Origin of the sequence: Sphingomonas sp. LC-1 (genome assembly GCF_025371035.1) — a bacterium.
Taxonomy (GTDB): Bacteria; Pseudomonadota; Alphaproteobacteria; order Sphingomonadales; family Sphingomonadaceae; genus Sphingomonas; species Sphingomonas sanguinis_E.
Genome location: NZ_JANZXB010000013.1, coordinates 96051 through 119740, shown reverse-complemented (window position 1 = coordinate 119740; position 23690 = coordinate 96051). Strand labels below are relative to the sequence as shown.

The window sequence follows — 23690 nt, the reverse complement described above, 5'->3', positions numbered from 1 at the left end:
AACAGCGTCTTCAATCGGGCCCGCGTTGCCGCTAGGGAAAGGGCAAACCCTCAGGAGACACCATGAGCAAGCTGCACCTCGTGTTCGGCGGCCGCGTCAGCGACCCGCAGACCCTTGATTTCGTCGATCCCGCCGCGCTGGAAGTGGTCGGCGTCTTTCCCGACTATGCCAGCGCCGAAAAGGCCTGGCGCGCCGCCGCCCAGCGGACGGTCGACGATGCGGAGATGAAGTTCGTGGTGGTGCATCTGCACCGCCTGCTGGAGCCTTCGCTGGGTTGATGTCGGACCCGGGGCGAGGTCGGGGGCATGGCCTTCGACTTCGCTCAGGCTGAACCAGGTTGGGATAGCGCCCCACCCTTTGCTCGTCAGTGCCCAACATTCCGTTCGCCATCAGCAAAGTCGAAGTGCAGGGGCAGCCCGCCCGCCTCAGGCGTTACGATAGCGCCACAAGAGCAGCGGCTTGGCGAAGACCAGTCCGGCGATGAAGCCGCCGATATGTGCCGCCACCGCGATCGCGCCCATCCCCATGCCGGCATAGCCGATCAGCAACTGGATGCCGATCCATCCCGCCGCCAGCCACAGCACATGGGTCGCCTCGGCGGACAGTCCGGCCACGCCCTTTGCCGCGCGACGCCGTCCATAGAGAAGCGCATAGGCCCCCACGATCGCCGAAATCGCGCCGCTCGCGCCAATCATGGGCATAGGCGAGCCGGGATCCGGGAAATATTGCGCGATCGCCGCCGCATAGGCCCCGACGACATAAAGGACCGCGATCCCGCGCGCCCCGATCGCGCGTTCGGTCTGCGCGCCGCAATAGACCAGCATGATCAGGTTGAATGCGATATGCGCCAAGCCGCCATGGACCAGGGTCGCGGTCAACGGGGTCAGCACGGTCGGTACCGCAATACCGAAATCGGGGGGCAAAGCTGCCCCCTCAAAGCGCAACGGAATGAAACCCGCCGCAACCGCCGCTTCAGGCACCATAGCGCCCGCGATCAGGATCAGCGACACGATCGCCGTGACGGCCGCAATGGCCGTCGTCGCCCGTGCCGCTGCCCAATCCATGGGATCAGATGAATTCGATCTTGTTGACGACGTAATAACGGTCGCCCGACGGCACCGTCACCTCAACCTCTTCATCCAGCTTGCGCCCGATGAGCGCGCGGCCCAGCGGAGAATTATAGCTGATCCGGCCGGTCTTGGCGTCCGCCTCGGTCTGGCCGACGATCTGATACTTGACCGGCTTGTCGTCCTCGTCGAGCAGCGTGACGGTCGCGCCGAACACGATCTTGTCACCCGACAAGTCCTTCGGGTCGATGATCTGCGCACGGCTCAGCTTGTCCTCGATATCGGCGATCGATGCCTCGATCTGGCCCTGACGCTCCTTGGCCGCGTGATATTCGGCGTTTTCGGAGAGGTCGCCATGCGCGCGCGCTTCCTCGATCGCGTCGACGATCTGCGGCCGTTCCTCTTTCAGACGCCGCAGGTCCTGGGTGAGCTTATCATAGCCCTCCTGGAGCATCGGCATCTTTTCGACGGTCGCCATAATCCTAGTCCCCACTTCCATACGCATTCCCGGTACGGACCGCCCTCCCAACCGGGAGAGCGGTCCGCCAGCACATCATGTTCTCATGTCGGGATCAGTTGTGCGAACGCGAATAGTAGGATTGCAGGGGGCGTACTTCAAGACCACGGCTGCCGGCAGCGGCAATCGCCTTCGCCGCCTCGACGCTGGCGGGCGCCGTGGTGAAGTACGGAATCTTCTGGCCCAGCGCCGCCTGACGGATCGGCTTGGAGTCCTTCAGGCTCTGCCACCCTTCCGTCGTGTTGAAGATCAGGGTGATGCCGCCGTCCTTGATCCGGTCGACGATGTGCGGCCGTCCCTGCGCCACCTTGTTGATCTTCTCGACCGTGACCCCTGCGCGGTCGAGATAATCGGCGGTGCCGCCGGTCGCGACGATCGCGAAGCCCGCCTCCGCCAGCATCCGGGCGGCGGGAACGATCTGTTCCTTGTCGCCGTCCTTCACGCTGATGAAGACCGCGCCACTAGTGGGCAGGACGGTGCCCGCCCCCAGCTGCGACTTGGCGAAGGCGGTGGTAAAGTCGGGGTCGATGCCCATGACTTCGCCGGTCGACTTCATTTCGGGCGACAGCACCGGATCGACACCGGGGAAGCGCGCGAAGGGGAAGACCGCTTCCTTGACCGCATAATAATCGATGTGACGATCGATCTGCGGCAGGTCGGCCAGCTTCTCGCCCGCCATGACGCGCGCGGCGATCTTGGCGATGGGGGTGCCGATCGCCTTGGCGACGAAGGGCACGGTACGGCTGGCGCGCGGGTTGACCTCGATCAGATAGACCTGGCCGTCCTTCACCGCGAACTGAATGTTCATCAGACCGCGTACGTTCAGGCCGCGCGCCAGCGCTTCAGCCTGACGCTCGATCTCGGCGATGATCTCGGCCGACAGACTGTAGGGCGGCAGCGAGCAGGCCGAGTCGCCCGAATGGACGCCCGCTTCCTCGATATGCTGCAGCACGCCCGCCACGACGACCTGATCGCCGTCGCAGATCGCGTCCACGTCCACCTCGATCGCGTCGCGCAGATACTGGTCGATCAGGACCGGCGCGTCGCCCGACACCTGCACCGCGGTCTGGATATAATCCTCCAGCTGCTGCGGCCCGTCGACGATCTCCATGGCGCGGCCGCCCAGCACGAAGCTGGGGCGCATCAGCACCGGATAGCCGACGCGCTCGGCGACGATCAGCGCTTCCTCGCGACTGCGCGCGATGCCGTTCTTGGGCTGGAGCAGCTTCAGCTTGTCGACCAGCGCGGCGAACTGCTCGCGGTCCTCGGCCAGGTCGATCGCGTCGGGGCTGGTGCCCAGGATCGGGATACCGGCCGATTCCAGCGCGCGGGCGAGGTTCAGCGGGGTCTGGCCGCCAAACTGCACGATCACGCCGACCAGTTCGCCCTTCGACTTCTCGACGTCGAGAATGGCGAGCACGTCCTCGGCAGTCAGCGGCTCGAAATACAGCCGGTCCGAGGTGTCATAGTCGGTGCTGACCGTTTCCGGGTTGCAGTTGACCATGATCGTCTCATAGCCCGCATCCGCCAGCGCGAAGCAGGCATGGCAGCAGCAATAGTCGAACTCGATGCCCTGCCCGATCCGGTTCGGACCGCCGCCCAGGATCACGATCTTCTTGCGATCACTCGGGACAGCCTCGTCTTCCGGCTCGCCGAAGGTCGGCGCCTCATAGGTCGAGTACATGTAGGGCGTCTTGGCGTCGAACTCGGCCGCGCAGGTGTCGATCCGCTTGAAGACCGGACGCACGCCCAGCTTCTGGCGATGCTCGCGCACCTCCTGCTCGGTCACCCCGCCGGTCATCATCTTGACGACCTCATGGATCAGGCCCGAGCCGCGCGCGATGCCGCGATCCATGCCGCGCAAATTCGCCGACTGCAGCGCCAGATAGGCCAGCCGCTTGTCGGAGAAGCCCATCGCCTTCAGGCGGCGCATACCGGCCGCATCCTGCGGCAGGCCGTTTTCCATCACCTGGGCCTCGGCCGCGACGATCTCGGCGATCCGCTCCAGGAACCAGGGATCGTACTTGGCGATCGCATGGACCTCGGCGACGGTGAAGCCTTCGCGCAGCGCCTGCGCCGCGACCAGCAGCCGGTCCGGGGTCGCCTTGGCCAGCGCCGCCTCGATCTCGGCACGCGGCGCGCCGACCAGATGTTCGACATCGTTGAAGCCGCTCAGGCCCGTCTCCAGCCCACGCAGCGCCTTCTGCATCGATTCATGGATGTTGCGGCCGATCGCCATCACCTCGCCGACCGACTTCATCGCGGTCGAGAGATAGGGCTCCGAGCCCTTGAACTTCTCGAAGGCGAAGCGCGGGATCTTGGTGACGACATAGTCGATCGTCGGCTCGAACGAGGCCGGGGTCGCGCCGGTGATGTCGTTCTCGATCTCGTCCAGCGTATAGCCGACCGCCAGCTTGGCCGCGACCTTGGCGATCGGGAAGCCGGTCGCCTTCGACGCCAGCGCCGACGAACGCGACACACGCGGGTTCATCTCGATGACGATCAGGCGCCCGTCCTTCGGATTGACCGCGAACTGCACGTTCGAGCCGCCCGTCTCCACGCCGATCTCACGCAGCACCGCCAGGCTGGCGTTGCGCATGATCTGATATTCCTTGTCGGTCAGGGTCAGCGCGGGCGCGACGGTGATCGAGTCGCCGGTATGGACACCCATCGGGTCGATATTCTCGATCGAACAGATGATGATGGAATTGTCGTTGCGATCGCGCACGACCTCCATTTCATATTCCTTCCAACCGAGGAGCGATTCCTCGATCAGCACCTCGGTCGTCGGCGAGGCGTCGAGCCCGGCGCGGACGATCGCGATGAATTCCTCGCGGTTATAGGCAACGCCGCCGCCGGTGCCGCCCAGCGTGAAGCTGGGGCGGATGATGGCGGGAAGGCCGACCTTCTCCAGCCCCGCCAGCGCCTCCGCCTCGGTATGCGCGATCGCAGAGCGGGCCGATTCCAGCCCGATTTTGTCCATCGCCAGACGGAATTTCTGCCGGTCCTCGGCCTTGTCGATCGCCTCGGCATCGGCGCCGATCATCTGGACGCCGAACTTCTCCAGCGTGCCGTCATGGAACAGCGCCAGCGCGGTGTTCAGCGCGGTCTGGCCGCCCATCGTCGGCAGGACCGCATCGGGGCGCTCCTTCTCGATGATCTTGGCGACGACCGCGGGCGTGATCGGCTCGACATAGGTCGCGTCGGCCAGCTCGGGGTCGGTCATGATCGTCGCCGGGTTCGAATTGACCAGGACGATGCGATAGCCCTCTTCCTTCAGGGCCTTGATCGCCTGCGTGCCCGAATAGTCGAACTCGCACGCCTGACCGATGACGATCGGACCGGCGCCGATGACGAGGATGGAGGAGATGTCGGTGCGTTTTGGCATTGGGCGATGACCATTTAAAAGGAATGCAGGATAAGGGCTGTCGTCACAGTGCTAGGTGTCGGGAAACTGCTCACCCAGATAATCGTATCGATAGCCGCGAAGTGCGTCCGTCAGGCAGGCTCGGCTTTTTCCGTCATCCGAGCGCACCTCCCCGGCGGGGCCAGGGATTTTATAGGTCGCGTAAGGGATTCTGCCCTTCCGCCTGCGAGAAACATGGGTCGTCACGACCCCACATTTCGCAGCGGCACGGGCAAATACCTTTGGATTGAGAAATGGCATTCCACCTGATTGCCCTGCGCACCCGGCCAGCATGGCAGGTGCGATCAGGGCAACGGCGGAAGCCACCAACCTCATTTCCGTAGCGACCCCACGAACCGCTCGAACAGATAGAAGCTGTCCTGCGGCCCCGGCGAGGCTTCGGGGTGGTACTGGACCGAGAAGGCCGGGCGGTCGGTCAGCTCCAGGCCCGCATTCGACCCGTCGAACAGCGACACATGAGTCTCACGCGCGTTCGCGGGCAGCGTCTCGCGCTCGACCGCGAAGCCGTGGTTCATGCTGGTGATCTCGACCAGACCGTCGGACAGGCGCTTGACCGGGTGGTTCGCGCCGCGATGGCCCTGGTGCATCTTGGTGGTCTTCGCGCCGACCGCCAGACCCAGAAGCTGGTGACCCAGGCAGATGCCGAACAGCGGCTTGCCCGTGTCGAGCAACTGGCGGATCACCGGCACGGTATATTCACCCGTCGCCGCCGGATCGCCGGGGCCGTTGGACAGGAAGATGCCGTCCGGGTTCAGCGCCATCACATCCTCGTAAGACGCGGTGGCGGGGACCACCGACACCTTCGCTCCGGCCTGGACCAGGTTGCGGAAGATGTTGTGCTTGCTGCCATAATCGATCGCGACGACGTGCGGGCGATCTTCGCCCTCCGCGCCTGCATAGCCGAAGCCCAACCGCCACAACCCACCCTCGCGGGTCTCGCCCCAGCCATAATGCAGCTCGGTCGACACGTCCTTGGCGAGGTCCATGCCCTCCAGCCCCGGCCAGGCCTTCGCCTTTTCGAGCAGCGCAGGCAGATCGAACTCTCCGGCGGCCGAATGCGCGATCACGCCGTTGGGCGCGCCAGCCGCACGGATACGGCGGGTCAGCGCGCGGGTATCGATGCCCGCCAGGCCGATACGGTTGTGCCGCGCCATCCACCCGGCCAGGTTCTCCATCGCGCGGAAGTTGGACGGGGCGGTCGGGTCCTCGCGGACGATCATGCCCAGCGCGTGCGGCGCGTCCGCCTCGATATCGTCGGGGTTCGCGCCGACGTTGCCGATATGCGGGAAGGTGAAGGTGATGATCTGCCCGGCGAAGGACGGATCGGTCATGATCTCCTGATAGCCGGTCATCGCGGTGTGGAAGCACACCTCGCCGACGGCATCACCCTCGACGCCGAAACCGCGCCCCCATAACACGTCTCCGTTCGCCAGAACGAGAACGCCCGTGGCGCCTTCAGGCTTTTCGGGCATGGCGAATGGCTTGGCGTCGGCCATGATCGGCGGGCACTCCTGCTAAAATGTCTGCAATGTCGCTAAGTGGCGTCCGCTAGACCCCGATGGACCATCCGTCAACCGGTTCACGGAATTGGTTCCATCGGCTATCGTCCCCGCCTTTCAGACAAGACGGAAAAAACATGATTCGCGACGACATCAAGGCCGCGCAGGTGGCCGCCATGAAAGCGGGCGACAAGGAAAGCCGCGCGGCGATCAGCCTGATCCAGGCCGCCATCAAGAACCGCGACATCGAACTCCGCACCGGCGAAGCGCCCGCCGATGACGACATGGTCGTGATCGAAGTGCTGCAGAAGATGGTCAAGCAGCGTCGCGAATCGATCGCCATGTACGAACAGGGCGGTCGCCAGGAACTGGCCGACCAGGAAAAGGCCGAAGTCGCGGTGATCGAGCGCTTCCTGCCGCAGACGCTGACCGAGGACGAGACCAAGGCCGCGATCGAGGCGATCAAGGCCGAGATCGGCGCGTCGGGCATGAAGGACATGGGCCGGGTGATGGCCGAGCTGAAGGCGCGCCACGCGGCGGTGCTCGACATGAGCAAGGCGAGCGGGCTGGTGAAGGCGGCGCTGGCTTAACTATGGTCGGGGAGCAGGCGAGCCACGCCGCTCCCCGCCCCATTTTCCTTGCCAAAACGGCCCCTTCGCGATAGGGTTTATAATCGCGAGGACGCCATGAGCCTGACCCCGCAATTCCTTGACGAGCTTCGCGCTCGGACCAGTCTGTCGGCATTGATCGGCAAGACGGTGAAGCTGCAAAAGGCAGGCCGCGAATATAAGGGCTGCTGCCCTTTCCATAACGAAAAGACGCCCAGCTTCTACGTCAACGACGACAAGGGCTTTTACCATTGTTTCGGCTGCTCGGCGCATGGCGATGCCATTCGCTGGATGACCGACCAGCGCGGCCTGCCCTTTATCGATGCGGTCAAGGAACTGGCGCAGGCGGCCGGGCTCGAAGTCCCCGCACAGGACCGCCGCGCCGCGCAGAAGGCGGAGCGGGCCAAGGGGCTGCACGATGGGATGGCGGACGCCGCCGCCTGGTTTTCCGAACAGCTGGGCGGCCTGTCGGGCGGCGACGCTCGGGAACTACTGACCCGCCGCAGGGTGACGCCCGAGACCGCCCGCGCCTTCGGGCTGGGATTTGCGCCGGACAGCCGGGGCAAGCTGAAGGCCGCGCTCAAGGATTATGGCGACCCCGCGCTGATCGAGTGCGGGTTGCTGATCAAGGTTGACGGCAAGGACCCGTACGACCGCTTCCGCGGCCGGTTGATGATCCCGATCCGCGACGCGCGCGGACGGGTGATCGCGTTCGGCGGCCGGATCATCGGCGAGGGCGAGCCGAAATATCTGAACTCCCCCGATACCCCGCTCTTCGATAAGGGGCGCACGCTCTACAATCTCGACCGCGCCGCGCCTGCGGTGCGCAAATCCGGCCGGGTGCTGGTGGTCGAGGGCTATATGGACGTGATCGCCCTCGCCCAGGCCGGGATCGAGGAAGCCGTCGCGCCGCTGGGCACCGCGCTGACCGAGCATCAGATCGAACGGCTGTGGCGGATGGTCGATGTGCCCACGCTCTGCTTCGACGGCGATGCCGCCGGACAGAAGGCCGCGATCCGAGCCGCCCACCGCGCGCTGCCGCTGCTCCAACCGGGCAAGAGCCTGTCCTTCGTCACCCTGCCGCAAGGCCAGGATCCTGACGATCTGGTCCAGGAAAAGGGCGCGGCAGGCTTCGAGGCGGTGCTCACCCGCGCCATGCCGCTCAGCGACCTGCTCTGGCAGTCGGAGATCGCGCAGGCGCAGACCGACACGCCCGAGGGGCGCGCGGCACTGAAGCAGCGGCTGGAGGAACTGGCACAGCAGATCCCGCACAAGGATCTGGCCTACGAATATAAGCGCGCCATGATGTCGCGCTATTTCGACATCTTCGGCATCCGACGCGTCAATGCGGCGGCGGTGCATCAGGCGGTGGCGGAGGCCAATCGCCATGTCGGGCGCGGCGTCGAATACAGCCTGAAGCGTGCGGTGCTGCTCGGACTGATGCGCTATCCGCATGTGCTGTGCCGGTACATGGACGAGATCAGCCGCCTGGACATGGGCGATCGCTATCTCAACGATTGGCGGCATCATCTGCTGGACGCGGCGGTCAACGATCCACATCTGTCGCGCAAGGACGCGGCCGAGGCGGAGAGCCTGATCGAACAGATCATGGCAACCACCGACGTTCATCCGATCGACGCGCGCGACTATACCCGCGACCTCGCCTTCAGCTTCTTCAGCAAGATGACCGATCCCGCCATCGCCGTGCGCGATCTGGAAAAGGTCATCGAGGTGATGCTGGAGGAAAGCGAGACGCGCGCCAACCGCGAGCGCGCGGTCGAGGCGTTCCAGTCGGACATGACCGAGGATCGCTTCGCCGAACAGACGCGGTGCCACGCCGCGCATGCGCAATCGCTCGACCAGCTCTATAGCTGGCTGGAGAATGTGCGCGACCTGGCGGACAGGCAAGCCGGGGAGGCCGCTTGATACAGGCAACCCCGCGCCCCATATCCGGGGCATATTGGGCGGATTGCGCCCACACTGGAAAATTACGCATGGCCCCCTCACCCGCTTGCCAAACCGGCGGCGTGCGTGAAAGAGGCCGGGCATTGAGACCCGAGGGCATTTGATGGCGAAGGCGAATATGGCGGCGGATACGACCGATACCACGGAAACGGGCGATGCGCCGCTGATCGACCTGAACGAGGCGTCGATCAAGAAGCTGATCGCGCGCGCCAAGAAGCGCGGCTACATCACGTACGACCAGCTCAACGAAGCGTTGCCGCAGGACCAGATGTCCTCGGATCAGCTTGAAGATATCATGGCTGCCCTCAACGAGATGGGCGTCAATATCGTCGAGAATGAGGAACAGGGCGAGGACGGCGAGTCCGAGGAAGAGGCCGACGACGCCGATACCACGGATGGCGACGCCGATTCCGGTCCTCAGCCTGAGGCGAAGAAGAAGGAAACCGTCGATCGTACCGACGATCCGGTCCGCATGTACCTGCGCGAGATGGGCGCGGTGGAACTGCTGTCGCGCGAGGGCGAGATCGCCATCGCCAAGCGGATCGAGGCGGGTCGCGACACAATGATTCTGGGGCTGTGCGAAAGCCCGATCACCTTCAACGCGATCATCGACTGGTCGACCGCGCTGAACGAAGGGACGATGCAGCTGCGCGAGATCCTGGATCTCGACGCCATGCTGTCCAAGGACGCCGGCCCGGAAAATCTGGGCGAGGAGGACGAGGACGACAATGGCGAGATCAGCGCCAAGAACGCCGGTCCCCAGTTCAAGGAAGAAGAAGAGCCCGAGGAACCCTCGGTCGACGACGAGGATGGCGAGGGCGGCGAACGCCGTGGGCCCCGCGCCGAGGACGAGGAAGAGGATAACACCCTCAGCCTCGCCCAGATGGAGGAGACGCTCAAGCCGCAGGCGCTGGAGAAGTTTGCCAATATCACGAACATCTACAAGAAATTTTCGAAGGTTCAGCAGCAGCGTCTGGAATCCATGGCGCTGGGCGGCGAGTTGTCGGCGGCGGACGAGCGCAAATATCACAAACTGCGCGAGGAACTGACGGCCGAGGTCGAGAGCGTCCAGTTCCACAACGCCAAGATCGAATTCCTGGTCGATCAGCTCTATGCTTTCAACCGTCGCCTGACCGCGCTGGGCGGTCAGATGCTGCGTCTGGCCGAGCGGCATAAGGTCAACCGCAAGGACTTCCTCGACCGCTATCTGGGTCACGAGCTGGACGAGAACTGGCTCGACACGGTGCGCGGGCTCGACAAAAAGTGGGGCAATTTCGCGTCCAACGAGGCCGCCACCGTCGACCGCATCCGCAGCGAGATCGCCGAGATTTCGCAGCAGACCGGCATGGCGCTGACCGAATTCCGCCGCATCGTGAACATGGTGCAGAAGGGTGAGCGCGAGGCCCGCATCGCCAAGAAGGAAATGGTCGAGGCCAATCTGCGCCTCGTCATCTCGATCGCCAAGAAATACACCAATCGCGGCCTGCAATTCCTGGATCTGATCCAGGAGGGCAATATCGGCCTGATGAAGGCGGTCGATAAGTTCGAATATCGCCGCGGCTACAAGTTCTCGACCTATGCGACGTGGTGGATCCGGCAGGCGATCACCCGCTCGATCGCCGACCAGGCGCGGACCATCCGCATCCCGGTCCACATGATCGAGACGATCAACAAGCTGGTTCGCACCAGCCGCCAGTTCCTGCACGAGCAGGGCCGCGAGCCGACCCCGGAAGAGATGGCCGAGCGCCTCTCCATGCCGCTGGAGAAGGTGCGCAAGGTGATGAAGATCGCCAAGGAACCGATCTCCCTCGAAACGCCGATCGGCGACGAGGAGGATTCGCACCTCGGCGACTTCATCGAGGACAAGAATGCGGTCATCCCGGTGGATGCGGCGATCCAGGCAAACCTGAAGGAAACGGTCACCCGTGTTCTGGCCAGCCTGACCCCGCGCGAGGAACGCGTGCTGCGCATGCGCTTCGGCATCGGCATGAACACCGACCACACACTGGAAGAGGTCGGCCAGCAATTCTCGGTGACGCGCGAGCGTATCCGCCAGATCGAGGCAAAGGCGCTCCGCAAGCTGAAGCACCCCAGCCGCAGCCGCAAGATGCGCAGCTTCCTGGACCAGTAAGGCCAGGCACGATGATGAGGCAAAAGGGTCGCCGGTCGAAGGATCGGCGGCCCTTTTCGTATCGGCATCCGTAGCGCTGCCTCGATCGCCGCATTCACGGTCGGGCCTCCCCCTCCACAAGCCGGGTGGAAAACGGTAAGCCGCCCACCATGAAGTATGCGTTTCCCCTCCTTGCGCTGCTGGTTGCCGCAGCCCCTGCCAACACCAATGTCCCCCGCCCCGGCTATGTCCGGGTCCAGTTGAATACCTCGGAAGGGCCGATCGTGATCGCGCTCGATACGCGCCATGCGCCCGCGACCAGTGCCAATTTCCTGGCCTATGTCGATGATGGCCGGTTCGACGGCACCAGCTTCTACCGGGCGGCCCGCGACAAGCGGAATCCGCGGCAAGGCTTCGTCCAGGGCGGCATCCGCACCGACGCGCGGCGCATCCTGCCGCCCTTCCCCCTGGAGACGACGGCGCAGACGGGGATCAAGCATCTCGACGCCACCATTTCGATGGCGCGGGGCCAGTCGCCCAAATCGGCCGGCGGCAATTTCTTCATCACCGTCGGCCCGACGCCGGGCATGGATGCCCGGCCGGGCTATCAGGGCTATGCCGCGTTCGGGCGGGTCGTTGCAGGCATGGATACGGTGAAGAAGATCCTTGCCAAACCCTCGGGGGGCGGCATGGACGCGATGAAGGGGCAGATGATCCTGCAACCGGTCCGGCTGATCACCGCCAAGCGTCTGGACGGCAAGCCCCGGCCCACGGGCGAGCCGAAGATGTGGCTGTACAATTTCGGGGGATAACCCCCCTCCCCTCCGTTCAGCCTGAGCGAAGGCCAAGGAATACCCTCGCCCCATGATGCGGCGAGCGTTGAAGCGTGGCCTTCGACTTCGCTCAGGCCGAACGGGGGACGGCATTTTGTCTCGCTGAGCGGTGGTTTGGAGCAAAGAAAAAGGGCGGCGACACCGATCGGTGCCACCGCCCCTTCCCTGTCGAACCGCTGGAGCGATCCGCCGCGCCGATTACTCGGCGGCCGCGGTGCCCTTGGCCGGACGCGTGTCGCGACGCTCGGCGATACGCGCCGACTTGCCGGTGCGGCCACGCAGATAATAGAGCTTCGCGCGACGCACGGCGCCCTTGCGGACGACCTCGATCGAATCGACGTTCGGCGAGTAGAGCGGGAAGACGCGCTCCACGCCCTCACCGAAGGAGATCTTGCGGACGGTGAACGACGAGCCCATGCCCTTGTTCGCGCGGGCGATGCAGACGCCCTCATAGAACTGGACGCGGGTGCGCTCGCCTTCGACGACCTTCACACCGACCTTCAGCGTGTCGCCGGGGCGGAATTCGGGGATCTTCTTCGTCTCGTTGAACTTGGCGATCTGCTCAGCTTCGATCTGCTGGATCACGTTCATGACACTATTCCTCAATCGTCGCCGCGCGCCAGAGGGAGACCGACCCGAACGCCCTCATGACGTTCCCAAAGGTCCGGCCGCCTTGACCGTGTATCCTCGCAAGCCCTGGCATGACGCCATTTTGCGATTTTCGCATGATCCCCCGATCGCAGCACCTCAGGGATCGTGCGCCCTTCCCACTCCGCAGGACGGGTATATTGCGGATATTCGAGGAGGCCGCTTTCGAAGCTTTCCTCGACTCCACTGGAAGCCGCGCCCATTACGCCGGGAAGCAGCCGAACGCAAGCATCGAGCAGCACCAGCGCCCCCATCTCGCCACCCGACAGGATATAGTCGCCGATCGACACTTGTTCGATGCCGCGCGCCTCGAACAGGCGCTCGTCGAACCCCTCGAACCGGCCGCACAGCACGGTGACGCCCGGCCCCGCCGCCAGCTCGCGCACGCGCGGCTGGGTCAGGGGCCGCCCGCGCGGCGTCATCGCCAGCACGGGCCGGTCGTCGGCGACCGAATCCACCGCCGCCGCCAGCACATCGGCGCGCAGCACCATGCCCGCCCCGCCGCCAGCGGGGGTATCGTCGACCGAGCGATGCTTGTCGGTGGCGAAGTCGCGAATTTGCACCGTCTCCAGCGCCCAGCGATCCTCGCGCAGCGCCCGCCCCGCCAGCGAAGCCCCGAGCGGTCCCGGAAACATCTCCGGATAGAGCGTCAATATCGTTGCGCGAAAGGTCACAGCGTCCAGTTCTCGATGGTCAGGCCGGGGATGTCGGCAAAGTCGGCCTCGTTGTCGGTGATGACCGTACTACCCAAGCTAAGCGCATGAGCGCCGAGCAGCCGGTCGAACCGTCCCCGACGAAAGGGAAGCCGCGCATAGCAGCGCGCTGCCGCTTCGTCGAATGGCAGGATCGGCATCTGCGTCGCCAGCTGCTCCAATTGTCGTTCGAGCGGCGGCTTGCCATGCCGAACACCTAGCGCCAGTTCGGCGAAGACGATGCTCGACAGGCCAATGTCACCCATCGGCGTCGCGGCAACACGTTCCAGAAGCGCGGGGTAATGGCCGGCGAACAAAAAGATGCAGCAGTTGGTGTCGATCAGGTATCGCACCGTTTCACGCGTCCTTGTCGTTCAGCAAATGCCAGGGACGCTCCGGATCATCGAATTTGCGTTCCTCGCGCGTCAACGGCTCCAGCCACGGCATCGACCCAGCAATTCCCGTCAGGTCGATCGTCTTGCGCGGCGCCTGGACGGGCTCGAACACATAGCGCCCCTGCTCTTCGCGGAGGATCATCTCGGTGCCCTCGGTCAGACCCAGCGCGGCGGGGAGGCGCAGTGCGAGCGAGTTGCCCGAGCGGAAGACCTTGGCCTGAAAGTCCTTGCCCATAAAATCTCCGTATATACACCATGTATATACATTGAACCGCCCCGCCGGACAAGGAACGTTGCGCAGGCTCGTGCTTTGCCTTCGCCATGGACGATTGCATCATCATCGGCGCAGGCCCGGCCGGACTGACGGCGGCGATCTATCTCGCCCGTTACCATCTCAAAATCCGGATGTTCGACAGCGGATCGAGCCGCGCGGCGATGATCCCCTGCACGCACAACCATGCCGGCTATCCCGAGGGGATCAGCGGAAAGGCGCTGCTGGCCCGAATGCACGAGCAGGCCAGGCGCTATGGCGCGCATTGCATTCCGCAACGCGTAACCGGCCTCCATCCCGAAGACGGACATTTCCGCATCACCACCGAGCAGGGCGACCATCTCACCCGGACGGTGCTGCTGGCGACGGGTGTCGTCAACCACCGGCCCAAGCATCTGCTGCCCGAAGTCCATGATCCGGCGCTCCAGCGGGGTCTGCTGCGCTACTGCCCGGTGTGCGACGGCTATGAAGTGACCGACAAGCGTGTCGGTGTCATCGGCACCAGCGACCATGGCATGCGCGAGGCGCTGTTTCTGCGCGGCTTCACCCGCGACGTGACGTTGATCGCGCCGGATGCGGCACATGACCTCGATCCCCGCTGCGCCGCGGCGCTGGACAACGCCGGTATCGCGCGCGTGGACGGCCCCTGTGGCGGCTGGGCGATCGAGGGGGATTGCCTCGCGCTGGACACTGCGAACGGGCGGATGCGCTTCGACAGCGTCTATCCGGCGATGGGATCCCGCATCCGATCGGAACTGGCGGTATCGGCGGGGGCCAGGGCCGACCCGAGCGGTTGCCTGGAGGTGGACGACCATCAGCGCACGTCGATCCCCGGCCTGTTCGCGGCGGGGGATGTGGTGAAGGGGCTGGATCAGATCAGCCACGCCATGGGCGAGGCCGGGGTCGCCGCGACGACCATCCGCAACCTGCTCAACGAGCAGACGCCGATCAGGCGATGAAAGCGCGATCCACGATCAGGCGGTCCTGATCCCATTCGGGCACCGCCTCCGCCTTCATCGGCACCATGAAGCGGCGGCCATCGGGACGTTCGATTTCCAGCACGTCGCCCGCGCCGAAATTCTCGATCAGCACCACCTGGCCCAGTGACTCGCCATCGCTGGCGATCGCGGGAAGCCCGATGATGTCGGCATGATAATATTCCCCGTCTTCGAGCGGGGGGAGCGCCGAGCGTGGCACGGTCAATTCCGTACCGCGCAGCGCTTCGGCGGCATTGCGGTCGGTCACCTCGACCAGCCGCGCGATGACGCCGTTCGAGCCTTCCCGCACCGATTTCAGGGTCAATGCCCCGTCATTGAAGGCGGAATAGCCCGACAGGTCTTCGGCGAAGACCTTGAGCCGAACCTCGCCCCCAATGCCATGCGCGCCGACAATCACCGCCAGCGTGACGCGGGGTTCACCCGGCTGGCGAGTCGGAGTCGCCATCGGGGGTGTCATCGCCGCCTTCGACGGGTTCTGGGGCGGAGACGCCTTGGTTGGTCGCGTCGTCATTGTCGTCGGGTGCGGTCCGGGGATCGGGTTCGGTCGGCGGGGTCATGCGCTATTCTCCTGAAGCCAAGGGCTTTGGATAACGCATGGCCCCGCATTCCGATGCCTGGGACGGACCCGGTCGTGACCGACCGGTGCCCGTCCAGGATCAGAGGCGATCAGGCCTCGGCGGTTTCGGCCGGAGCGTTGGCGGCTTCCTCGGCGGCCTTCAGCTTCTCGGCACGCTCCTCGGCGCGCTCCTTGGCCTTGTCGCCCGGCTCGGCCTTCTTCGGGTTGTTGCGAGCAGCGCGCTCACGGACACCGGCGGCGTCCAGGAAGCGGGCGACGCGGTCGGTCGGCTGCGCGCCATTGGCCAGCCAGTGCTTGGCGCGCTCGGTGTCGAGCTGCACGCGCTGGTCGTTGTCCTTGGCGAGCAGCGGGTTGTAGTTGCCGATCTTCTCGATGAACTTGCCGTCGCGCGGCGCACGGGCGTCGGCCACCACGATGCGGTAGTAAGGGCGCTTCTTGGAGCCACCACGCGACAGACGAATGCTGAGAGCCATATTTCAGTCCTTGGAGTAAAAGTTCAAAGTTACCGGCGTTCCGTCCGGCGCGGGGGTTATTTCTTCTTGAGAAGGTTCTCGAAGCCGGGGGGCAGCTTGGGCATCCCGTCGGGCAGCTTGCCGCCGCCCAGACCACCCAGGCCGCCACCGGGCAGGCCGTTGCTGCCCGCCTTGTTGAGCATTTCGCCCATCTGCGGACCGCCCAGCGCATTGCCCAGACCGCCAAGGCCGCCCTTGCCGAGCATCGACATCATGCCCTTGATGCCGCCCATCTTCTTGATCTTCTTCATCGCCGTGGACATTTCCTGATGCATTTTCAGGAGCTTGTTCACGTCCTGCACCGTGGTGCCGGAACCCTTGGCGATGCGGATCTTGCGCTTGGCGTTGATCAGCTCGGGCTTGCCGCGCTCCTTGGGCGTCATCGAGGTGATGATCGCATCCATGCGGAGCAGGATCTTGTCGCCACCGGCATCGGCCAGCGCGTTCTGCGCCTTCTTCATGCCCGGCATCATGCCCGCCAGCGCGCCAAGTCCGCCCATGCGGCGCATCTGCTGAAGCTGGCCGCGCAGGTCGTCCATGTCGAACTGACCCTTGGCCATCTTCTTGGCCATGCGCTCGGCGTCTTCCTGCTGGATCGACTCGGCGGCGCGCTCGACCAGCGAAACGACGTCGCCCATGCCGAGAATGCGACCCGCGACCCGTTCAGGGTGGAAGGCTTCCAGCGCATCCATCTTTTCGCCGACGCCGGCGAACTTGATGGGCTTGCCCGTGACCGCCCGCATCGACAGCGCCGCACCACCGCGCGCATCGCCGTCCATACGGGTCAGCACCACGCCGGTCAGCGGCACCTGCTCCGAGAAGCTGGTCGCGACGTTCACCGCGTCCTGACCGGTCAGCGAGTCGACGACGAGCAGGATTTCCTGAGGCTGGGCGATCTCCGCCACCGCCTTCATCTCGTCCATCAGCGCCTGGTCGACGTGCAGACGACCGGCGGTGTCGAGCATCAGGACATCATAGCCCTGGAGCTTGGCTGCCTGCAGCGCGCGGCGGGCGATCTCGACGGGCTGCTGCCCGCTAATGATCGGCAGGGTCGACACCTCGACCTGCGTACCCAGCGTCGCCAACTGCTCCTGCGCGGCCGGGCGATTGACGTCGAGCGACGCCATCAGCACCTTCTTGCGCTCGCGACCCATCGCCCCGCTCGACAGCCGCTTGGCGATCTTCGCGGTGGTGGTGGTCTTACCCGAACCCTGAAGGCCGACCATCATCACGACGGCGGGCGGTGTCACGTCGAGCAGAAGCTCGCTGGCATCCGCGCCCAGCATCGCGACCAGCGCGTCATGGACGATCTTGACGACCTGCTGGCCCGGCGTGATCGAACGCAGGACGTTCTGGCCGACCGCCTGTTCGGTGACCTTGTCGACGAAGTCGCGCGCGACGGGCAGCGCGACGTCCGCCTCCAGCAGCGCGACGCGGACTTCGCGCATCGCGGTACGGACATCCGCCTCGGTCAGCGCACCACGGCCGCGGAGGCGGTCGAAAACGCCGCCAAGCCGATCGCTCAAGCTGTCGAACATCGCCTCACCTCAACAAAACCGGCCCGAAAGCCAACCCGATCCGTCCAAACACAAAAGCGCCGGCGGGCGAAACCTCGCCGGCCAGCGTGCACCCTTGGGCGCTTCACTTTCACATTCCGAAACGGAACTTGGTGTGGCTCTTATGGGAAAATGCCGTCCGGCGCAAGTCGGCCCAATTCGGGACGGCCGGCACCGGCGGGTCAGCGCATCGACGGGGCGGTCAGGCGCGGCGTTAATGGGTTGTACATAACTTACATGCGACCCATTTTCACATGTCCGGGTCGCACAGGAACGATGCCCACACCAATGTCCCCGCGCGCCTCGTCAGCGTGGCGGTGGGGGTCGGCACTCTTCTGCTCGCCGTCGCTATCCTTCTGATCGAGCTGGGATACGATCAGCCTGCCAAATTGCTGCTCTTTGCGACCGCGACGGCGTCCACCGTCGTTTACTGGCGCCTGCCCGCGCTTCACGCGCAAAAAAGGGCCGCCCCCGACCAGCGCGATCCTCTGACCGGACTGGCGAACCGGCGCTTCTTCCATGACAGCGGCCAGGTGATGGTGGAGGCGATGCGGCGCCGCAAACGCGGGGTCGCCCTGCTGCTGCTCGACATCGACCGGTTTCGTGCCTTTGCCGGGTCGCATGGGCATGAGGCCGGCGACAGCCTGCTGCAGCATGTCGCCAAGACGATCCGCGCGGAGGCCCCGTCCGAAGCAATCGTCGCGCGGTTCGAAAGCGACTGTTTCGGCTGCCTCGTCTCCTATGATCCGCGCGCGCGCGACCGGATCGACCGTCTGGCCGATCGTCTTGCCATCCGGCTGGGTCAGCCCATCCGCCTCGCCGATCAGGATTTCGCTCCCCGCACCGCCATCGCGATGGCCGCGGTCGAGGGTGGCACAGCGACGATCGACCAGTTGATCCGCCAGGCCGATCTGGCACTGATCACCGCCAAGACGCGCGGCGACGGCAAGCCCTTATGGTTCGCCCCCGCGATGGAAGACGCCATGGCGGAGCGCAACCTGATCGTCACCGACCTTCGCACCGCGCTGGCCGATGGACATATCCGCCCGCGTTTCCAGCCGCAGGTCGATCTGGGCACCGGTCGCCTGACCGGGTTCGAAGTATCGGGGCATTGGGAGCATCCCGTGCTGGGCGCGATCACCGCCGACCGCTTCCTGCCGGTGGCGGAGGCATGCGGCCTGTCGGGTGAAGTTTCGCTCAGCCTGATGCGACAGGCGATGGCCGGTGCGCGCGACTGGGACCCGTCGATCACCCTGTCCGTGCCGATGGTCGCTTCGCAGTTCCAGGACGCCTGGCTGGCGCAGAAGATCATCAAGACGCTGACCGAGTGCGGTTTCCCGGCGCATCGGTTGGAAATCGAGATCACCGAGAACACGCTGTTCGCCAATCTGGCGCTGGCGCAATCGATCGTGATCAGCCTGAAGAATCAGGGGATCGCGCTGGCCCTGGACCATTTCGGCAGCGGCCATTCCAGCCTGGCGCATCTGCGCGTGCTGCCCTTCGACCGGGTACGGATCGACCCGGATTTCATCCGCAACATGACTGCCGATCCCGATTGCGGCGCGATCGTTTCCGCCATCGTCCAGTTGGGCGACAATCTCCATTTGCCCATCGCCGCCAAGGGTCTTCGCGATGCCGAGACCGAGGCACGGCTGCGCGAGATGGGATGCTCGCACGGCCAGGGGCCGCTCTACGGCCCGCTGCTCGATCTGGCGCAGGTGCGTCAGCTGTTGGCGGAAAAGCGCTTGCTGGCGGGCGTGGCCGCCGCGCCGATCACCAGCCCGCGTCTGGCCGGCTGAGATATATCCGCTCCTCCTCGGTAGAGGTACGGCCCAGCGCTTCGTTGCGGCTGGGAAAGCGGCCATATTGCCGGATCACCTCGCGATGATCGCGCGCGAAGGTAAGATTGTCGTCCAGGCCCAATTCGGCGAACTTCGCGACGCTCGAATCCTGCATGGCACGGGATTCGGCGTGCATCAGCGGCATATAGACGAAGATCCGCCGCTCGGGCGGATAACGATCCTCCCATCCCGCATCGATCGCCGACAGGCAAAGGTCCAGCGCCAGCGGATCGGCGGTATAGGCCTGCGCCGATCCCCGATGCAGATTGCGCGAAAACTGGTCGAGCAACAGGATCGCCGCCAGCAGCGTGTCGGGATCGTCGCGCCATCCGGCCGCCGCCGTCGCCAGCACCTGATCGCGCAGACGACCGAACCGCTCCGCGATCACCCGGTCGAGCGCATCGTCCTTGGTGAAATGCTTTTCGGGTGGCAGCGCGAACCAGAAGTCGACTATGTCCCGCGCCTCCGCGTGGACACGTCGTTCATCCATCCCTAGATCAGCAATCATGTCGTCCCCCTCAGGGCCCGAGATCATCAGTCTGGGCTGTCGCCTCAACATCGCCGAAAGCGAAACGATCCGCGCGCTGGCCGCGGGGCGCGAGGACATGGTCGTCGTCAATAGCTGCGCCGTCACCAATGAGGCGGTGAAGCAGACCCGCGCGGCGATCCGACGCGCGGCCAAGGCCCGGCCCGATGCCGAGATCGTCGTGACCGGATGCGCGGCCCAGATCGACCCCGCCAGCTTCGCCGCCATGCCAGAGGTCGCGCGCGTGCTGGGCAATGCCGACAAGCTGCGCCCCGAAAGCTGGGCCTCGGCCGAACCGATGCTGGTCACCGACCTGTCCCAGGTGGTGGAGACGGCGCCGCATCTGGCCGCCGCCTTTGCCGGGCATGCCCGCGCCTTCGTGGAAGTCCAGAATGGCTGCGACCATAGTTGCACCTTCTGCATCATCCCGACCGGGCGCGGCCCCAGCCGCTCGGTCCCCGCCGGGTTGGTGATCGAGCGCATCACGCGCGCGGTCGAGCTGGGTCACCAGGAGGTCGTGCTGACCGGGGTAGACCTGACCAGCTATGGCCATGACCTGCCTGGGGCACCCTCTCTCGGCCAGTTGGTCGAGCGAATTCTGACGCACGTCCCTACCCTGCCCCGCCTTCGCCTGTCCTCGCTCGACTCGATCGAGATCGACGATAGGCTGTTCGAGCTGGTGACGGGCGAGCCGCGGGTGATGCCGCATCTCCATCTCTCGCTCCAGGCGGGCAATGACCTGATTCTCAAGCGGATGAAGCGCCGCCACAGCCGCGCGCAATCGGTCGCGATCGTCGAGCGACTGCTGACCGCGCGGCCCGAGATTGCGATCGGTGCCGACCTGATCGCGGGTTTCCCGACCGAAGACGAAGCGATGGCGGCGGATACGCTGGCGCTAATCGACGATGCGCAGATCGTGCACGCCCATATCTTCCCCTATTCGGCGCGCGACGGCACCCCTGCCGCACGAATGCCGCAGGTGCCACACCCGCTGCGTCGCGAACGCGCGGCACGATTGCGCGAGGCAGCCGCCCGTCGCCGTCGCCACTGGCTGGCGGCGCAGGTCGGTCAGACCCGCGACGTTCTGGTCGAGCGGCCGGGCACGCGCGGCCACGCCCCCGACTTCGCCGACATTCATTTTTCCCCCGCCACCGAACCGGGCAGCATCGCCCGCGTTCGGGTCATGGCGGCGACCGAAACCCATCTGATCGGACAATTGGCATGAGTTCTTCCTCCTCCTGGCACGAAAAGCTGCTCGGCGGTTTCCGTCGCACATCGGACCGGCTGGTCGGCAATCTCGCCGGGCTCGGCACCGCACGGCTCGACGAGGAGACGCTGGACGAGATCGAGGAAGCGCTGATCGCCTCCGATCTGGGCCCCGAAACGGCCGGGCATATCCGTACCCGCCTGTCCGAAGGCAGCTTCGAGCGGAACATGGAAGACCTGGGCATCCGCTTGGTCGTCGCCGAGGAGGTGGAAAAGGCGCTGGCCAAGGTCGCCACGCCCTTGGAGATCGACGCCTTTCCCCGGCCGCAGGTGATCTTGGTCATCGGCGTCAACGGATCGGGCAAGACCACGACGATCGCCAAGCTCGCGCATCTGTTCATGGAGCAGGATTATGGCGTGATGCTGGCCGCGGGCGACACCTTCCGCGCCGCCGCCATCGGCCAGCTCGCCACCTGGGCCGAGCGCGTGGGCGTGCCGATCGTCTCGGGCAAGGAAGGCGGCGACGCGGCGGGCATCGTCTATGAGGCGGTGAAGCAGGCGACTGCGACCGGCATCGACGTGCTGATCGTCGACACCGCCGGGCGGCTCCAGAACAAGCGCGAACTGATGGACGAGCTGTCCAAGATCCGCCGCGTGCTGGGCCGCCTGAACCCCGAGGCGCCGCATGACATCCTGCTGGTCCTCGACGCGACCACCGGCCAGAATGCGCTCAACCAGATCGAGGTGTTCAAGGATGTGGCAGGCGTCACCGGGCTGGTCATGACCAAGCTGGACGGCACCGCGCGCGGCGGCGTGCTGGTCGCGGCGGCGGAGAAATACGGCCTCCCCATCCATGCCATCGGCGTCGGCGAAGGCATGACCGACCTGCGTCCGTTCGACGCCAACGAAGTCAGCCGGATCATCGCCGGGATCGAGGGAGGCCGGAAGTGAGCGCGCCCGAAAAGGAAGCGAGTGCCGGTTTGAAGGCCGGAATCGAATATGGTCCGCTGATCCTGTTCTTCGCGGTCAATTTCCTGGCGCCGCTGGGGCCATTGACGCGCGTACTGGTCGCGACGGGCGTGTTCATGGCGGCGACCGTGGTGTCGATGATCGTCAGCAAGATGAAGCTGGGCCGCATCTCGCCGATGCTGTGGATGTCGGGAGCGCTGGTCGTCGTGTTCGGCGGGCTGACCCTGTATTTCCACGACGAGCGCTTCATCAAGATGAAGCCGACCATCGTCTATGCGATGTTCTCCGCGATCCTGTTCTTCGGGCTGGTGACCGGGCGGCCGTTGATCCAGATGGTGTTGGGCAGCGTCTATTCGGGTCTGACCCCGGAGGGATGGCAGAAGCTGACGCGCAATTGGGCGATCTTCTTCGCCTTCATGGCAGTGCTGAACGAAGCGGTCTGGCGCAATTCGACCTGGGATTTCTGGGTCGGGTTCAAGCTGTGGGGCGCGATGCCGCTGACGCTGGGCTTTGCGGTCGCGAATATCCCGATGCTGTTGAAGCATGGGTTGAATACCGAAGAAGCGAAGGTCGACGAACCGCCGGTGGAATGACGATCCTCCCCACTCCCGGCACGACCCCGGCGAAGGCCGGGGCCCAGTTGCGGTGAGGTGGGAGGCGCGGTCAGACTTCGCGTGGGAAGCAATGGCGGCCGGTGGCATTTGCCTCCCCCTCGCCGCTCCAGCATAGCCTCGACTTGGTGGAGACTGGGCCCCGGCCTTCGCCGGGGTGGGGCACATTTTCAGCGTACAGGAATCAGAAAGGGCGGCCCCTCGCGGAGTCGCCCTTTCCCTTATCCGAACCGGATAGCCGCGAAATTACGCGACCGCCGCCTCGTACCGGCGACCGGCCTCGTCCCAGTTCACCACATCCCACCAGGCCTTCAGATAGCCCGGACGGTCGTTCATGTAGGTCAGGTAATAGGCGTGCTCCCACACGTCGTTACCCAGGATCGGCGTGCCCTTGTCGGTGACGACGTCCATCAGGGGGTTGTCCTGGTTGGGGGTCGAAGTGACCTTCAGCTTGCCCTCGGCATCCGCGATCACCCAGGCCCAGCCCGAACCGAACTGGCCCGCACCCTTGGTGTTGAACTCTTCCTTCAGCTTGTCGAGACCGCCGAACGCCTCGATCGCCTCGGCGAGCTTGCCGGAAGGCTGGGTCGTTCCGGGCTTGGTCATGATCTTCCAGAAGAAGTCATGGTTCCAGAAACCGCCGCCATTGTTGCGGACGACCGCCGGGGCGGACGAGATGGTGGCGAGGATGTCCTCGATCGACTTGCCCTGGAGCGACGAGTCCGCCTCGACCGCCTCGTTCAACTTGTTGGTATAGGCGGCGTGATGCTTGTCGTGGTGGAACGTCATCGTCTCCTTGGAGATGACCGGCTCCAGCGCGTCATAGTCGTACGGAAGGGGCGGCAGTTCGAAAGCCATCGTA

General features: G+C 65.1%; 23 protein-coding genes and 1 pseudogene. 10 read left to right on the top strand and 14 right to left on the bottom strand.

Annotated elements, in window-relative coordinates:
• Positions 1 to 62 precede the first annotated feature (62 nt).
• Positions 63 to 278 carry a DUF4170 domain-containing protein gene (locus NZL82_RS16845; RefSeq protein WP_261270907.1) on the top strand — a complete coding sequence of 72 codons (216 nt, stop codon included), beginning with the start codon at positions 63 to 65 and terminating at the stop codon, positions 276 to 278.
• Positions 279 to 425: 147 nt separating this feature from the next.
• Here NZL82_RS16845 and NZL82_RS16840 read toward each other — a convergent pair whose 3' ends face one another.
• The 4 genes from NZL82_RS16840 to carA all read right to left on the bottom strand — a co-directional run bounded on the left by NZL82_RS16840 (position 426) and on the right by carA (position 6507).
• Positions 426 to 1064: a rhomboid family intramembrane serine protease gene (locus NZL82_RS16840; protein WP_261270906.1), complete on the bottom strand. Its 639-nt coding sequence runs from the start codon at positions 1062 to 1064 to the stop codon at positions 426 to 428.
• A 4-nt stretch (positions 1065 to 1068) separates the two neighbouring features.
• Entirely contained in the window at positions 1069 to 1545 is a 477-nt protein-coding gene (gene greA, locus NZL82_RS16835; protein WP_261270905.1) for a transcription elongation factor GreA, read from the bottom strand.
• A 94-nt stretch (positions 1546 to 1639) separates the two neighbouring features.
• Positions 1640 to 4972 (bottom strand): carbamoyl-phosphate synthase large subunit, encoded by a 3333-nt coding sequence (gene carB / locus NZL82_RS16830; protein WP_261270904.1) that lies wholly within the window; start codon positions 4970 to 4972, stop codon positions 1640 to 1642.
• Between the two features lie 350 nt (positions 4973 to 5322).
• Positions 5323 to 6507, bottom strand: a complete 1185-nt coding sequence (gene carA, locus NZL82_RS16825) for a glutamine-hydrolyzing carbamoyl-phosphate synthase small subunit (protein WP_261270903.1) — start codon at positions 6505 to 6507, stop codon at positions 5323 to 5325.
• A 140-nt stretch (positions 6508 to 6647) separates the two neighbouring features.
• On the opposite strand from carA, the gene NZL82_RS16820 reads away from it, so the two are divergent.
• From NZL82_RS16820 to NZL82_RS16805, 4 genes are all read left to right on the top strand, one after another.
• Positions 6648 to 7100 carry a GatB/YqeY domain-containing protein gene (locus NZL82_RS16820; protein WP_261270902.1) on the top strand — a complete coding sequence of 151 codons (453 nt, stop codon included), beginning with the start codon at positions 6648 to 6650 and terminating at the stop codon, positions 7098 to 7100.
• A 96-nt stretch (positions 7101 to 7196) separates the two neighbouring features.
• A complete protein-coding gene (gene dnaG, locus NZL82_RS16815; RefSeq protein ID WP_261270901.1) occupies positions 7197 to 9044 on the top strand; it encodes a DNA primase in 1848 nt (615 codons plus the stop codon).
• Between the two features lie 142 nt (positions 9045 to 9186).
• Positions 9187 to 11214 (top strand): RNA polymerase sigma factor RpoD, encoded by a 2028-nt coding sequence (gene rpoD / locus NZL82_RS16810; RefSeq protein ID WP_261270900.1) that lies wholly within the window; start codon positions 9187 to 9189, stop codon positions 11212 to 11214.
• Positions 11215 to 11363: 149 nt separating this feature from the next.
• Positions 11364 to 12005 (top strand): peptidylprolyl isomerase, encoded by a 642-nt coding sequence (locus NZL82_RS16805; RefSeq protein WP_261270899.1) that lies wholly within the window; start codon positions 11364 to 11366, stop codon positions 12003 to 12005.
• Between the two features lie 219 nt (positions 12006 to 12224).
• Here the strand turns inward: NZL82_RS16805 and rplS are convergent, their stop codons facing one another.
• The 4 genes and pseudogenes from rplS to NZL82_RS16785 form a co-directional block, all read right to left on the bottom strand.
• Positions 12225 to 12617, bottom strand: a complete 393-nt coding sequence (gene rplS, locus NZL82_RS16800) for a 50S ribosomal protein L19 (protein WP_230481476.1) — start codon at positions 12615 to 12617, stop codon at positions 12225 to 12227.
• Positions 12618 to 12632: 15 nt separating this feature from the next.
• A pseudogene (gene trmD / locus NZL82_RS16795) lies at positions 12633 to 13348 on the bottom strand (tRNA (guanosine(37)-N1)-methyltransferase TrmD); the annotation flags it as partial.
• Complete coding sequence (locus NZL82_RS16790) at positions 13345 to 13719, bottom strand: type II toxin-antitoxin system VapC family toxin (protein WP_261270898.1); 375 nt, start codon at positions 13717 to 13719, stop codon at positions 13345 to 13347. The gene NZL82_RS16790 and the pseudogene trmD, both read right to left, overlap by 4 nt.
• A gap of 4 nt (positions 13720 to 13723) precedes the next feature.
• Entirely contained in the window at positions 13724 to 13996 is a 273-nt protein-coding gene (locus NZL82_RS16785) for an AbrB/MazE/SpoVT family DNA-binding domain-containing protein (protein ID WP_261270897.1), read from the bottom strand.
• 86 nt (positions 13997 to 14082) lie between these two features.
• On the opposite strand from NZL82_RS16785, the gene NZL82_RS16780 reads away from it, so the two are divergent.
• Entirely contained in the window at positions 14083 to 14991 is a 909-nt protein-coding gene (locus NZL82_RS16780) for an NAD(P)/FAD-dependent oxidoreductase (RefSeq protein ID WP_261270896.1), read from the top strand.
• Here the strand turns inward: NZL82_RS16780 and rimM are convergent.
• From rimM to ffh, 4 genes are all read right to left on the bottom strand, one after another.
• Entirely contained in the window at positions 14981 to 15475 is a 495-nt protein-coding gene (gene rimM, locus NZL82_RS16775) for a ribosome maturation factor RimM (protein WP_261270895.1), read from the bottom strand. The genes NZL82_RS16780 and rimM overlap by 11 nt on opposite strands.
• The gene (locus tag NZL82_RS16770; protein WP_261270894.1) at positions 15447 to 15587 is read right to left on the bottom strand and encodes a hypothetical protein; all 141 of its coding nucleotides are present in this window, start codon (positions 15585 to 15587) and stop codon (positions 15447 to 15449) included. Before NZL82_RS16770 ends, rimM begins: the two co-directional genes overlap by 29 nt.
• 109 nt (positions 15588 to 15696) lie before the next feature.
• Positions 15697 to 16080 carry a 30S ribosomal protein S16 gene (gene rpsP, locus NZL82_RS16765; protein WP_261270893.1) on the bottom strand — a complete coding sequence of 128 codons (384 nt, stop codon included), beginning with the start codon at positions 16078 to 16080 and terminating at the stop codon, positions 15697 to 15699.
• Between the two features lie 56 nt (positions 16081 to 16136).
• Complete coding sequence (gene ffh, locus NZL82_RS16760; protein WP_261270892.1) at positions 16137 to 17657, bottom strand: signal recognition particle protein; 1521 nt, start codon at positions 17655 to 17657, stop codon at positions 16137 to 16139.
• 329 nt (positions 17658 to 17986) lie between these two features.
• On the opposite strand from ffh, the gene NZL82_RS16755 reads away from it, so the two are divergent.
• Entirely contained in the window at positions 17987 to 19474 is a 1488-nt protein-coding gene (locus NZL82_RS16755) for a bifunctional diguanylate cyclase/phosphodiesterase (RefSeq protein WP_261270891.1), read from the top strand.
• On the opposite strand, the gene NZL82_RS16750 is transcribed toward NZL82_RS16755, so the two are convergent.
• Positions 19449 to 20024, bottom strand: a complete 576-nt coding sequence (locus NZL82_RS16750; RefSeq protein WP_261270890.1) for a DUF924 family protein — start codon at positions 20022 to 20024, stop codon at positions 19449 to 19451. The genes NZL82_RS16755 and NZL82_RS16750 overlap by 26 nt on opposite strands.
• On the opposite strand from NZL82_RS16750, the gene mtaB reads away from it, so the two are divergent.
• The 3 genes from mtaB to NZL82_RS16735 are packed head-to-tail and all read left to right on the top strand — an operon-like array spanning position 20023 to position 22810.
• On the top strand, positions 20023 to 21267 hold the full coding sequence (gene mtaB / locus NZL82_RS16745; protein ID WP_261270889.1) for a tRNA (N(6)-L-threonylcarbamoyladenosine(37)-C(2))-methylthiotransferase MtaB: 1245 nt from the start codon (positions 20023 to 20025) through the stop codon (positions 21265 to 21267). The two genes, NZL82_RS16750 and mtaB, sit on opposite strands and share 2 nt — an antisense overlap.
• Positions 21264 to 22199: a signal recognition particle-docking protein FtsY gene (gene ftsY / locus NZL82_RS16740; protein ID WP_261270888.1), complete on the top strand. Its 936-nt coding sequence runs from the start codon at positions 21264 to 21266 to the stop codon at positions 22197 to 22199. Before mtaB ends, ftsY begins: the two co-directional genes overlap by 4 nt.
• On the top strand, positions 22196 to 22810 hold the full coding sequence (locus tag NZL82_RS16735) for a septation protein A (protein WP_261270887.1): 615 nt from the start codon (positions 22196 to 22198) through the stop codon (positions 22808 to 22810). The genes ftsY and NZL82_RS16735 overlap by 4 nt, the downstream gene beginning before the upstream one ends.
• A gap of 264 nt (positions 22811 to 23074) precedes the next feature.
• Here NZL82_RS16735 and NZL82_RS16730 read toward each other — a convergent pair whose 3' ends face one another.
• Complete coding sequence (locus NZL82_RS16730) at positions 23075 to 23686, bottom strand: superoxide dismutase (RefSeq protein ID WP_261270886.1); 612 nt, start codon at positions 23684 to 23686, stop codon at positions 23075 to 23077.
• Positions 23687 to 23690 lie beyond the last annotated feature (4 nt).